Annotated in this window: 12 protein-coding genes; 5 read left to right on the top strand and 7 right to left on the bottom strand. The window is 70.2% G+C overall.

The features are described from left to right. Positions 1 to 88: 88 nt before the first annotated feature. Both SK854_RS40600 and SK854_RS40595 read left to right on the top strand, forming a co-directional pair. Positions 89 to 745, top strand: a complete 657-nt coding sequence (locus SK854_RS40600) for a YncE family protein (RefSeq protein ID WP_319980463.1) — start codon at positions 89 to 91, stop codon at positions 743 to 745. After that, positions 742 to 954 carry a DUF5703 family protein gene (locus SK854_RS40595; protein ID WP_093602889.1) on the top strand — a complete coding sequence of 71 codons (213 nt, stop codon included), beginning with the start codon at positions 742 to 744 and terminating at the stop codon, positions 952 to 954. Before SK854_RS40600 ends, SK854_RS40595 begins: the two co-directional genes overlap by 4 nt. Here SK854_RS40595 and SK854_RS40590 read toward each other — a convergent pair. Then, positions 947 to 1,879, bottom strand: a complete 933-nt coding sequence (locus SK854_RS40590) for an aldo/keto reductase (RefSeq protein WP_319980462.1) — start codon at positions 1,877 to 1,879, stop codon at positions 947 to 949. The genes SK854_RS40595 and SK854_RS40590 overlap by 8 nt on opposite strands. Before the next feature lie 69 nt (positions 1,880 to 1,948). Between SK854_RS40590 and SK854_RS40585 the strand changes: the two genes are divergently transcribed. The 3 genes from SK854_RS40585 (at position 1,949) to SK854_RS40575 (ending at position 6,991) form a co-directional block, all read left to right on the top strand. After that, positions 1,949 to 2,671: an MmyB family transcriptional regulator gene (locus SK854_RS40585; RefSeq protein WP_319980461.1), complete on the top strand. Its 723-nt coding sequence runs from the start codon at positions 1,949 to 1,951 to the stop codon at positions 2,669 to 2,671. A 46-nt stretch (positions 2,672 to 2,717) separates the two neighbouring features. Next, positions 2,718 to 6,359, top strand: coding sequence for an nSTAND1 domain-containing NTPase (locus SK854_RS40580; RefSeq protein ID WP_319980460.1), 3,642 nt, complete (start codon positions 2,718 to 2,720; stop codon positions 6,357 to 6,359). A gap of 188 nt (positions 6,360 to 6,547) precedes the next feature. Further along, positions 6,548 to 6,991, top strand: coding sequence for a hypothetical protein (locus SK854_RS40575; protein WP_319980459.1), 444 nt, complete (start codon positions 6,548 to 6,550; stop codon positions 6,989 to 6,991). Here SK854_RS40575 and SK854_RS40570 read toward each other — a convergent pair. The 6 genes from SK854_RS40570 to SK854_RS40545 form a co-directional block, all read right to left on the bottom strand. Continuing rightward, positions 6,972 to 8,081 carry a hypothetical protein gene (locus tag SK854_RS40570; RefSeq protein WP_319980458.1) on the bottom strand — a complete coding sequence of 370 codons (1,110 nt, stop codon included), beginning with the start codon at positions 8,079 to 8,081 and terminating at the stop codon, positions 6,972 to 6,974. The genes SK854_RS40575 and SK854_RS40570 overlap by 20 nt on opposite strands. Positions 8,082 to 8,092: 11 nt before the next feature. After that, complete coding sequence (locus tag SK854_RS40565) at positions 8,093 to 8,926, bottom strand: alpha/beta fold hydrolase (RefSeq protein WP_319980457.1); 834 nt, start codon at positions 8,924 to 8,926, stop codon at positions 8,093 to 8,095. A 63-nt stretch (positions 8,927 to 8,989) separates the two neighbouring features. Next, on the bottom strand, positions 8,990 to 9,778 hold the full coding sequence (locus SK854_RS40560; RefSeq protein WP_319980456.1) for an SDR family NAD(P)-dependent oxidoreductase: 789 nt from the start codon (positions 9,776 to 9,778) through the stop codon (positions 8,990 to 8,992). A gap of 11 nt (positions 9,779 to 9,789) precedes the next feature. After that, positions 9,790 to 11,115, bottom strand: coding sequence for a M20/M25/M40 family metallo-hydrolase (locus SK854_RS40555; RefSeq protein ID WP_319980455.1), 1,326 nt, complete (start codon positions 11,113 to 11,115; stop codon positions 9,790 to 9,792). A gap of 37 nt (positions 11,116 to 11,152) precedes the next feature. Then, positions 11,153 to 12,043, bottom strand: a complete 891-nt coding sequence (locus SK854_RS40550; protein WP_319980454.1) for a glutaminase — start codon at positions 12,041 to 12,043, stop codon at positions 11,153 to 11,155. Between the two features lie 26 nt (positions 12,044 to 12,069). Beyond that, positions 12,070 to 12,663, bottom strand: coding sequence for a DUF6801 domain-containing protein (locus SK854_RS40545; protein WP_319980453.1), 594 nt, complete (start codon positions 12,661 to 12,663; stop codon positions 12,070 to 12,072). Positions 12,664 to 12,763: the final 100 nt, after the last annotated feature.

The raw sequence follows: 12,763 nt of genomic DNA, 5'->3' as shown, positions 1-12,763 counted from the left end.
CCGAACGGGTTTCACCCCACCCCTTGCGTGACCTATGACCGCCCGTCAGGGATGCTGGAGAGGACGACTTCCGCGAAGGGAACCGATCTTGCGCCGGCTCGCTGCTCTGCTCCTGACCACCGCCACGCTGGCAGCGTGCGGCCAGAGCGAAGGGTCACAGGATCCCCTGCAGGTCGCGGAGACCCTCGAAGCCGCCAAGCCGGCCCACTCCCCCGCCCAGAACGCCACCCCGCCCGGCGAGATCACGCCCGGCGGCACGTTCACCGAGACAGGCACCACGCTGAAGTTCCAGGTCAACGGGCGTGACGTCGAACTCGACCGGCTGCGCAGCGCGGTCTTCGAGATGACCACCGACGACAAGGGCGCCGAGACCAGGGGCGCGGGCCTGCGGGCGGGCGACGGCGCCACCAACGGCGTCCCGGACCGCTTCGGCCGCCTGCTCGTGGTCGACACCCGCGGCGGGGAGTTCATCGCGTTCTCGATCAACCCGCTGATCATGCGCCAGCGCTACCCCATGCCCGGAACGCCCTACGGCATCGCCTACGACGGCAAGCGCGACATCGCGTGGATCACGCTCACCGACCGCAACGAGGTCGTCGGCCTCAACGTCGCCGCGGGAGAACCATCCGAGAAGTACCGGTTCCCCACCGTGCGTCAGCCCAACACCGTCAGCGTCGACCAGGAATCCGGACGCGTCACCGTGACGTCCGGCGACAACGGAGGGATACAGGTGATCGCACCATGAACGAAGGGGTGATCGACGGAGACTGGGAATACCGGCCGCTGCGTCTGCCGCCCGGCATCTCCCGCCGCACCGCGACCACGCAGCTGGCCATCCAGGCCGAGTTCGCCGGCTGGGAACTGTCCCGCACGCTGCTCTACAGCGACGGCTCCCGCAAGATGTGGCTGCGCCGCAAGCGCCAGCCCGCGTTGCTGCCAGGCCTCATCACCTGACCACGACGGCAGAGCCGAACGCACCCGCCTCGCACTCCGCGAGGAAGTCCGCCGGAAAGCCCCGCTCGAACGGGGCCGACGCCTCCAGGCGCGCGACCGCTTCCGGCGGCAGCACCACCTCGCCCAGGCAGTCCAGCACCTGCTCCGCAGTCCGCGCGCCCACCAGCGGCAGCGCCCCGGACGCACGCACCCACGCCAACGCCACCTGAGCCGGCGTCGCGCCCAACTCCTCCGCCACGGACCGCACGGCCCACGCCGCGCGCTGCTCCCGTTCGGTCAGCACCCCAGAGCGTTGCGCACCGCCGGACAACTTCCCCGCCGCCAACGGCGCCCACGCCGCCACGCTCAGCCCCAGCGCAGAGGCCATCGGCAGCAACTCCCGCTCCACATCGCGCCGCAGCAGGTTGTACGGCACCTGCAACCCCGAGAAGGCCGTCCAGTCCCGCCACTCCGCCAGCGTGTTCGCCCGCGCCACGAACCACGCCGGCGCGTCCGACACCCCGACGTAGAGCACCTTCCCCGCCCGCACCACGTCGTCCAGCGCCCGCATCGTCTCCTCGACCGGCGTGTGCCGGTCCCACAGATGCACCCACAACACGTCCACGTAGTCCGTGCGCAACCGCCGCAACGACTGCTCCAGCGACAGCACCAGGTTCTTGCGGTGGTTCCCGCCCGCGTTCGGATCCCCCGCGTCCCGCGACAACGTGTACTTCGTCGCCACCACGAACCGGTCCCGCCGCCCCAGCACCGCGCCGAGCACCTCCTCGCTCTCCCCGTACGCCGAAGCGGTGTCCAGGAAGTTGCCGCCCGCGTCGGCGTAGACGTCGATCACCCGCCGCGCCACGTCCTCGGAACGCAACGTCATCGTGCCCAGCAACAACTCCGAGACCCGCAGGCCGGTCCGGCCGAACAGTCGATATCGCATGATCCACAGCATCACCGCGGACGACGAACGCAGGGAGACCGGCTCAGGGCCCCTCTAAGCTCCGCCGTCATGGCCGACAACGCACTGGGCCGCTTCCTGCGCGCCCGCCGCGAAGCCACCACTCCCCCGAGCACCGAACGCCGCCGCACCCCAGGACTGCGCCGCGGCGAACTCGCCGACCGCGCCCGCATCAGCGTCGAGTACCTCACCCGCCTCGAACGCGGCACCGACCGCTCCCCCTCCGGCCAGGTCCTGGCCGCCCTCGCCGACGCGCTGGCCATGACCGCCGACGAGCGCGTCCACCTGTACCGCCTGATCAAGGCCGACACGACCTGCTCCCCTCCCCCGCCACCACCGCTGCGGACGACCGTGCGGGCCACCCTCGACGCCCTCGAACCCACCGCGGCCGCCGTCCTGTCCCCCGCCGGCGACGTCCTGGCGAGCACCGCAGGATTCCGCGAGATCTCCGGCCTGGACGACGAGCAGAACCTCGTCCGCTTCGCCTTCAGGCCCGAGTCGAAGACCCACTACCCCGACTGGGACCAGGTCGCGAACGACCGGGCCGCCGCCCTCAGAGCCGCCGCCGACCTGGGCGACCACGCGGCGGCAGCGCTCGCGTTCGAGCTCTCCATCACCGCGGGCGCCGCCTTCACCGACCGCTACGACACCGCGTCGTCCCTGCCACCGACCACCGGCACCGAACGCTGGGGCCCTCACCTGCTGGTGTTCGAGACGCTGTACCTGTCAGGCGAGGGTGAGCACCGCCTGATGATCTACTTCAGTCAACACTGAAGCTATAGAGAATGACGATATTCGAGCCGATGGAAGAATCTCCGCCATGCCCCGCCCGGAGAAACCGCTCGACCCGTTCGCCGGGCCAGTCGAACAGTTCGCGTTCGACCTGCGCCGGCTCCGCGAGAAGGCCGGCTCCCCCGGCTACCGCGAGCTCGGCAAGCTCAGCCACTACTCCGCCAGCACCCTCGCCGACGCCGCCCGCGGCCAGCGCCTGCCGAGTCTCGCCGTCACCCTCGCGTTCGTCCGGGCCTGCGGCGGCGACGAGGAGATCTGGGAACGGCGCTGGCGCGAGATCGGCGAGACCGAACAGCACTCCCCCGAAGCCGACTCCCCCTACGTCGGCCTCAAGGCGTTCACCGAGGACGACGCCGACCGCTTCTTCGGCAGGGAACGACTCGTCGGCAAACTGCTGGGCAAGCTCGAGCACCACACCACCGTGCTGGTCATCGGCGCATCCGGCTCAGGCAAGTCATCGCTGCTCAGAGCAGGTCTCCTGGCCCGCCTGCCAGGTGAGCTGATCACCCCGGGCACCCACGAGACACTTCCCGAGACCGACGGTCTGCTGGTCGTCGACCAGTTCGAGGAGATCTTCGCGCTCCCCCACCGCGACGAGTTCATCGCCGCGCTCACCCGCCGTGTCGGTCAGACCGTCATCGGGCTGCGCGCCGACTTCTACGGCCACTGCGCCCGCTACCCCGGCCTCGTCAGCGCCGTCGAGGACGCCCAGGTCCTGGTCGGCCCGATGACCACCGACGAACTGCGCAAGGCCATCACCCAGCCGGCCGTCGAGGTCGGCTGCGCGCTCGAAACGGGACTGGTCGCCCGCCTCATCGCCGACGCCACCGGCGAACCCGGCGTCCTGCCCCACGTCAGCCACGCGCTGCTCGAAACGTGGCAGCGCAAGCGCGGCAACACCCTCACGCTCACCAGCTACCACGAGAGCGGCGGCATCGCCCGCGCCATCGCGAACACCGCCGAGAACGCCTACACCGGGCTCGGCGAGCGACAGCGCGTCCAGGCACGTCAGGTCTTCCTGCGCCTGATCACCCCGGGTGAAGGCACCGAGGACACCAAACGTCACGTCAAACGCTCCGAACTCGCGGCGGACGACGTCGTCGAACACCTCGCGGCGGCACGCATCCTCACCGTCCACGACGACAGCGTCGAGATCAGCCACGAGGCCGTCATCCGCAGCTGGCCGCGGCTGCGCGACTGGATCGCCGAAACACGCGACGACCTGCGCGTGCACCGCAGGCTCACCGCCGCGGCCGCCGACTGGGAGGCACACGGCCGCGACCCCGGATCGCTCTACCGGGGCGTACCGCTCACCCAGGCCTCCGACTGGTCCCAGCGCGAACCCGGCGCCCTCAACGCCGAGGAGCAGGCGTTCCTCGACGCCAGCAAAGCCGCGGTCGAACACGGCCTCGCCACCGAGAAGCGCCGCACCACCAACCTGCGCCGCGTGGTCGCCTTGCTCGCCGCGCTGCTGCTCCTGGCCACCGCGTCGACCGTGTTCGCCGTGCGCGCCCAACGACAGACCACCGAACAGCGCACCATCGCACTCGCCCAGAAGGCCATCGCCGAGGCCAACAGCCTGCAGGACCGCGACCCGAGCCTCGCGAGCCAGCTGCGCCTGGCCGCCTACCGCCTCACCGGGCTGCCCGCGGCCCGCGACGCCCTGCTCAGCACCTTCGCCGCACCCCAGGTCACCGTCGTGCGAGGTCACCAGGAAACGGCGTCGTTCGCCGTGTTCAGCCCGGACGGCAAGATCCTGGCCACCGCGGCCGACGACCGGACGATGATCATCTGGGACTTCACCGACCCCTTCCACCCCAGCGAGCTCGGCCGCGTCCACGCCGGCGGCAACGCCACGCACGGCATGGCGTTCAGCACGGACAGCAAGACGATCGCCGCCGCGGGCTGGGACGGTCTCATCCGCCTGTTCGACGTCACCGACCCGCGCAGACCCGTCGAGAAGGCCCGCGTGTCCGGCCACGAGGGTCAGGTGCAGGCCGTGCAGTTCACCCCGGACGGCCGCTCGCTCGTCAGCAGCGGCCAGGACAAGACCATCAGGCTCTGGGACATCTCGGGCCCCGCCACGCTCATGCGCACCATCCAGGCCCACGACGAGAACGTGCACGCCGTTTCGCTGAACCGTGACGGCACCACCGTCGCCTCGGCGTCGTGGGACGGCACGGTCAAGCTCTGGGAACTGGCGACCGGCAGCCAGCTGTCCGTCATCGACGCCACCCCCGGCGACTACGCGGTCGACGGCGTCAGCTTCTCCCCCGACGGCCGGACGATCGCCACCGGTGCCGACAACGGCGACGTGCGCCTGTGGGACGTCACCGACCAGCGCGCTCCCGCGCTGCTCAGCGTCGCGAGCGGACACTCCTTCTCGGTCCACGCGGTCGCGTTCTCCCCCGACGGCAGGTTCCTCGCCAGCGGCGGCGGCGACAAGACGATGCGGCTGTGGAACGTCACGGACCGCCAGAACGTCCGGATCGCCGCGGTCCTGGGCGGACACACGGACGCCTTGGGGTCGGTGACCTTCAGCTCCGACTCGCGCAGGATGGTCACCGCCACCACGGAGGCCGAGGTCAGGGTGCTCGACCTGGCCAACCTGAACTACCCGCGGCACAAGCACACCGTGTGGAAGCTCGACTACGACAAGCAGGGACGGTACTTCGCGACCGTCGCCGAGGACGGCGCCATCAAGCTGTGGCGGCCGGACGACCGGCACGCCGAGGAGATCTCCACACTGCCCGTGTTCGCCCCCGACGACGAGACGATGACGCTCGACATCAGCCCCACCGGCAACGTCCTGTTCACGTCGTCCACGACCACCGCCGCGCTGTGGGACGTCGGCGACCCGGCCAGGCCGCGCCTGCTGACCAAGGCGATCACCTGGAACGTCCCGATCGTCGGCGCCACGTTCAGCCACGACGGCAAGATGCTCGTCGTCGCCGAGGACGACGGCGTGATCGGCCTCTGGAACGTCTCCGACCCGGCCGCTCCGGTCAGGACAGGGGGATTCAGCGTCCCCAAGACCGACACCGTCTGGCAGGTCGAACTCTCCCAGGACGACCGCACGCTGGTGGTCGCGAGCGGCAGCCGGGAGCTCCAGCTCTGGGACGTCAGCGATCCCGCCAAGCCGCGTGCGTACCCGGCGCTCAAGACCGACGGCAACCCGGACCCCATCCGCCGCGGCGGGCAGGCGGGCCGGGACGAGGTGTTCACCGTCGTGATCCACGGCAACGTCATGGCGTTCGCGAACCAGGGCGCGAGCGGCGCGCTGTACGACATCAGCGATCCCGCACAGCCGCGCAAGCTCGCGTCCCTGCCCAACGACGGCGGCCCGTTGCAGCGCCTGGCCGTCTCCCCCGACGGCACCCTCGTCGCGGCCGGCACGACCGACGACGTGGTCCGCGTGTGGGACGTGAGCGATCCCCGAAACCCCCAGGTCCGGGCAGTGCTTCACGGTCACACGGAACGGGTCTGGGGTGTGGCGTTCGCGCCGGACAACCGCACTCTCGCGACCGCCGGCGCGGACCGCGTCGTCCACGTCTGGGACCTCGACGTCGAGGCGACCGCGACCCGCGTGTGCACCACTACGACGGCGCACCTGTCCAGTCAGAACTGGGAGCACTACTTCCCCGGCGTGGAGCCGAGACCTCTCTGCTGAGCACCACCACTCACCTTTCCTCTCGACCGCATTTGTAGTGCGAAAACGTTGTGTGGTGTCGATGCGGTCGTGCCTTACAACAATGCTCGCGCAACCGAGGCGACCCACTGCGGGAAGGTGAGCCTTCAGTCAACACTGAATCAATAAAATGCACCGAACTGGTTGTAGATGTGATCAGATTCTGGGTCATGGAGCTCGTGCCGCACGAAGTCGGGGTCGCTCACAGCGCACTGCCGCACGACGAAACGTCCGCCCGTGCCCTGCTCGCGCAAGCCGCGGCGCAGGGCCTGCACACAGTGGTCGTCACCGCCGAGGAAGGTGACGAGCGCGCCCTCGCCGTCCTGCGCGAACTCCGCGCGGAATGGCACACCGAGGACGGCCGGGTCACCGCCCGGCTCGACTCGGACGCCGAGGGCCAGCTGGCGCATCTCTGGGGACTGACGGCGGAGGGGCGGGCCGCGTGGCTCGCCGCGTTCCCCCGCCACGACGACCCGAACTGGTGGATGCACCGCCTGCTGGTGCTCAACCACCACCCGGAGTGGGCGCCGCTCAAGGACTGGCTGGTCGACGAGCACGTCCGGCTCTTCGGCCGTCCGCCGGGAAGGCGCAGGTCTAGCGCGGCAGGCCGCTGAAGTCCGGTTGGTGGAACCGCTGGATCCAGGGGATCGGGTCCTCCTTGGGAGTGTCCCGATCCGGCTGGACCGCGGCGAACGTCAGCACCGGCACCCTCGGCACGCCCACCGCGATCACGTCGCCGTGCGTCCCGGCGATCCACATGACGCCGGTGTCGGCGATGTTCGCCACCACGTTCAGGTCCGGGATCACGAACTGGACCAGCGCGAGTCCGCCCGGCATCTGTGCGAGGCCGGCGACGTTCTGGTTGGGCTTCCACGGGAACAGCGTGATCGCCACGGGTGTCCACTGCGCCGAGTTCTCGACGGCCTTCACGGCGTCGCGGTACCAGCGGCTGATCTCGATCGCCGTCGGGACGCCCAGCAGGCCCAGTGCCGTCATCAGACCGCCGACGACCAGCCCGGCCGGCGCGAGCGGGACCAGACTGAGCAGGACCAGCACTCCCCCGAGTCCCGCGGGCACGGCCGACCACAGCCATGACCGCACGCCCCACCGCATGCCCTTGTAGGCCTTCATGGTGGCCGCGTCGTCGAGCGGCCTGCCCAGCGGTCGTTCGACGCGCTCCCGTGCCGGGTGGGTCTCGGTGTCGGTCTTCTTGCCTGCCTTGGCGTTCTCCATCTTGGCGAACCCGGCGGCCCGGACGACCGCCCTGCCGGACGCGTCGGGACCGCAGACGAAGACCTCCTGCCGTTCCAGCACCATGTCCGGCAGGTCCTGGAACCAGCCCTGCAGCACCGTGCCGTCCCCGAGCAGCAGGCGGTCGTGCACGTCGTCGTGCTGCTTCTCCGCGACCGTCGCCGGGACCCGCCGCCACGGCTGCTCCAGCAGGCCGCGCCGCAGTGCCCTGGTCTCCGACCGGTACATCAGCGGGCCCAGCCCGAACAGGAACGTGACCAGGAACAGCACGACCATCGCGCCGACGTTGCCGGGGGCCGTGGCCAGGAACAGGCAGCCCACGCCGAAGGCGCCCGTCACGACGGCGATGCCGCCCAGCGTCGTGGCGCCCCAGCGCAGGTCCTGCAGGATCAGACCGGTGGACCAGTCGTCCTTCGCCGGCACGTCCGTGCGCGGTTCGAGGTACTGCAGCACCAGCCCCCCAGCTATGCCTTCGCGGCCACCTCGCGGATCAGGTTCGCGAGCTCCGCCGGTCGTTCCAGCGGAAGCATATGTCCGGCGTCGGCCAGCACGACCGATGTTCCCCCGAACTTCACGGCGTCCGACTCGGGCACCAGCCGGTCCTCGTCGCCCACGACGGCGACCACGGCCTTCTCCTTCGCCACCATGAGCCCGGCCTCGCGGTCGTAGCGGTCCACGGCGGGCCGGAACAACGCGATGGTCTCCGGCCAGTGTCCCCACACCATGTCCGCGGTCAGGTCCACGTCCTCGGGCGCCGGCTGGTCGCCGAACAGCCACCAGCGCAGCCCGGCGGTCTTGGTCGGCTCGATCTTCTCCCGCACCGCCCGCACGATCGGCCCGAACGCCCGTTCCAGCTCCCGCACGAGCTTGCCGACCGCCTTGGGCCACGCGAGCGCCGTCTCGGACATGCCGCTCGCCGCCGTGGACACGAACACGTTGCCCAGCACCCGCTGGCGGAACAGCCGCGGCCGGCGTTCGGCCATCGCGAGCGCCGCCATGCCGCCCATCGAATGCCCGGCGATCACGACGTGGCCCTGCGGCACCGCGCGTTCGATCAGCTCGCCCAGGTCCTCCCCGAGCTGATCGATCGTGGCGGTCTCCTTGGACGCGCCGCCGGACTTGCCGTGGCCGCGGTGGTCGTAGGCGATGACCTGGAAGTCCTGGCTCAGCAACTCCACCACCTTGTGCCAGCTGCGGTGGTCGAGCGCGTAGCCGTGTGCGAGCACGACCGTCACGGGTGCCTCGGGATCCCCCGCGCGCATCACGTTGAGCTCGGTCCCGTCCTCCAGCCGCACCATGCGCTGTCCTTTCGCCGTGTCGTCTGTTCGTCCTAACGAGACAACCCGGTTCCAGGACACGCCCTAAATGCGGCCGAGCACCACTTCGGGCGGCATCTTCCCGCCGCCGACGCCCGGCACGCCGCGGAAGTCGTAGGCCGTCACCCTCCCGCCGGGCTGGATGGTCCAGGCCTCCCCCGGCTCCCCTTGTGCCAGCACGGTCTGCAGCGCCTCGGCGACGTCGGACGGCGTCAGCAGCGGGAACGCGACGGAGTTGAACTCCTCCTTCGCCGCGCCCAGCAACAACGTGTCGACGAACCCGGGGCACAGCGCGGAGACCGTGATGTTGTCCCCGGCCAACGCTTTGCCCGCCGCCCGCGCGTACCCGACGACCGCGTGCTTGGTCAGCGTGTACAGCGGATCGGCGGGCATCGCCGTCAGCCCGGCCAGCGACGCCGTGATCACGATCCTGCCGCCGCCCTGCCGCCGCAACGCCGGGACCGCGGCGCAGAGCCCGTACACGACGTGGTCGACGTTGACGCCGACCAGCTTGCGGTAGCGGTCGACGTCCAGTGCGTCGTCCACTCCGGTCTGCCCGCCCCCGATCCCGGCGTTGAGGAGCACGACGTCGAGGCGGCCGAACTCCTTCTCGATCTGCTCCACGACCGCGGGCATGGTCGCGGGATCGGCGACGTCACCGGCGATGGCGATCCCGCCCACCGCGGACGCGACCCGGTGCGCGCCGGCGGCGTCGAGGTCGAGCACCGCCACCCGCGCGCCGAGCTTCGCGAGCCGGTGCACGACGGCGGAGCCGATGCCTCGCGCTCCGCCGGTCACCAGCGCGACCTGACCGGTCAAGTCCACAGTGGACACGACACCACTCCTCAGCTGTTGCGCAGGAATCGGTCGAGAACCCGGACGCCGAACTTCAGGGCGTCCACCGGCACGCGCTCGTCCACGCCGTGGAAGAGCCCGGAGAAGTCGAGGTCGGCGGGCAGCTTCAGCGGCGAGAAGCCGAAGTTGCGGATGCCGAGGGTCTGGAACGACTTGGCGTCGGTGCCGCCGGAGAGCATGTACGGCAGCACGCGGGCGCCGGGGTCCTCGGCGAGCAGCGACGCCGTCATGGCGTCCACCAGGGCGCCGTCGAACGTCGTCTCGACCGGCGGCAGGCCGACCCACTCGCGTTCCACGTCCGGGCCGAGCAGTTCGGCGAGCTCGCGGTCGAACGCCTCCTCGCGGCCCGGCAGGATCCGGCAGTCCACAGTGGCCTCGGCGGTCGACGGGATGACGTTCGCCTTGTACCCGGCGGAGAGCATGGTCGGGTTCGCGGTGTCGCGCAGCGTCGCGCCGATCATCCGCGACAGCGCGCCGAGCTTGCCGATCGAGCCCTCGATGTCGTCGTCGGGGAACTCCAGGCCGGTGATCTCGGTGACGCCGTCGAGGAACTCGCGCACGGACGGGCGGATGATCAGCGGCCACTGGTGCTGGTCGAGCTTGGTGACGGCGGCGGCGAGCTTCGCGACCGCGTTGTCGCGGTGGATCATGCTGCCGTGCCCGGCGGTGCCCTTGACCCGCAGCTTGAGCCAGCGGATGCCCTTCTCGGCCGTCTCGACGAGGTACGCGCGGACGTCGTCCTTGAGCGTGATCGAGAAGCCGCCGACCTCGCTGATCGCCTCGGTGACGCCCTCGAACAGCTCGGGCCGGTTCTCCACCAGCCACTTCGCGCCGAACAGGCCGCCTGCCTCCTCGTCGGCGAGGAACGCGAACACGATGTCGCGCGGCGGCACGATGTCGTTGCGCTTGAAGTGCCGGGCCAGGGCCAGCGTCATGCCGACCATGTCCTTCATGTCGACGGCGCCGCGGCCCCACACGTACCCGTCCTGCACGGCCCCGGAGAACGGGTGCACCGACCACTCGGAGGCGTCGGCGGGCACGACGTCGAGGTGGCCGTGGACCAGAAGCGCGCCACGGCTGGGATCCGCGCCCTGCAGGCGCGCGACGACGTTGCCGCGGCCTTGGGCCCCGGACTCCACGTAGGTCGTCTCGTAGCCGACCTCGGACAGCTTCTCGGCCACCCACTCGGCGGCCTTGCGCTCCCCCACGACCGTCGCGGGATCACCCGTGTTCGTGGTGTCGATCCTGATCAGCTCACTGACGAGGGTGACGACCTCGTCCTCCGCCAGTGCCAGTGCGTTCCCCGTTGTGCTCACCCCGTCTTCCTACCACCCGTTTCCTCCTGGCCATCAGTCAGAACACTGACCAGCCCGTGGACGTGGTGAATCGGTCCAAGGCGTCCACGCCCGCGAGAGAGTTGCCGCGTGCGTCCAATCCTGGGCTCCAGACACAGATCGCGCATTTCCCGGGGACCACGGCGATGATCCCGCCGCCGACGCCGCTCTTGCCGGGCAGGCCGACGCGGTAGGCGAACTGGCCGGCGGCGTCGTAGGTACCGCACGTGAGCATGACGGCGTTGACGCGTTTCGCACCGCTGACGCCGAGCAGCCGGGTGCCGTTGTTGCGGACGCCGTGGCGGGCGAGGAAGAGGGTGGCGCGGGCAAGATCAGCGCAGCTCATCGCGATCGAGCACTGCCGCACGTACTCGTGCACCACCATGTCGACGGGGTTGCGCATGTTGCCGTAGGAGGCCATGAAGTGCGCGAGGGCGCGATTGCGGTCGCCGTGGTCCAGCTCGGACTTGGCGACCTCGGGGTCGACGTCGATCGCCGGGTTGCCGCTCTCCTGCCGCAGGAAGCCGAGCAGCCGGTCGGCGGCGCCGAGGCCGAGGTGGTCGGTGACGACGACGGCGCCCGCGTTGATGAACGGGTTGCGCGGGATGCCCTGCTCGGTCTCCAGCTGGACCAGCGAGTTGAACGGCGACCCGGACGGCTCGCGGCCGACTCGGGTCCACACGTCGTCGTTCTCGGCGAGGGCCAGAGCGAGCATGAACACCTTGGAGATGCTCTGGATCGAGAACGGCCGGTCGTAGTCCCCCGCGCCGAAGACCTCGCCGTCCAGGGTGGCGACGGCGAGGCCGAAGGCGTGCGGGTCGATCCTGGCCAGTGCCGGGATGTAGTCGGCTACGGCGCCACCTGGCGTGACCTCGGATGCGATGCGGTCCACCAGCTGCTGCAACTCCATGCGCTCATCCCATCACGGGATGAGCGTCACGCCACCGTGAACTCGTGGAACTTCGTGGCCTGACCGGCCTTGACCGTGCAAGGCGAGTTGACGGTACCGATCCACGTCGGGTCACCGTTGGCGTAACGCGGCGTCAGCGCGAGCGTCGCGGTGCCCAGGGAGATCGTCGTCGTGCCGGCGTTGGCCAGTGTCAGCGACGGCAGCGTGCCCGTGGCCACGACCTGGAACGTGCCCGACGAGGGAACCTGGGTGCTCGGGATCGTCGACGTCGCCGTGAGGTTCTGGACCGTGCCCGCGTTGTCCACCACTACGTTCGTGGTCATCGTGCCGTCGACAGATCGGCCTCCGATCCACCACAGGGTGTTGCGGATGTCGTCCGACACGGTGGCGGCCACCGTCGTGTCGGCGACCGCGGTCGGCACACCGACGGCGGCGGAGTCCGGCACGTTGGGCGACGTGACCACGGTCGGGACGTCATGGGTGCCGGTGATCGAGAACTCGCACACGTAGGTGATGTTCAGAGAGGCGGTCGCGGCGGAACTGGTGCCGGCCGTCGCCACGCTCAGCGCTCCGGCAACCAGAACGACGGCGGCGGCGCGCGCGAAAAGTCCGGTCTTCATCTGCAGGGACCTCCTGAGTACGTCATTGAACTGCAGAAAGGCGGTGTTGCTTTACTCGCCAGTAAAGTAGCCAGCTTTGATTCGACAAGGCAAGCGAAAA

The organism is Lentzea sokolovensis, from assembly GCF_033949975.1.
GTDB lineage: Bacteria > Actinomycetota > Actinomycetes > Mycobacteriales > Pseudonocardiaceae > Lentzea > Lentzea sokolovensis.
This window is presented reverse-complemented; position numbering and strand designations above follow the sequence as displayed.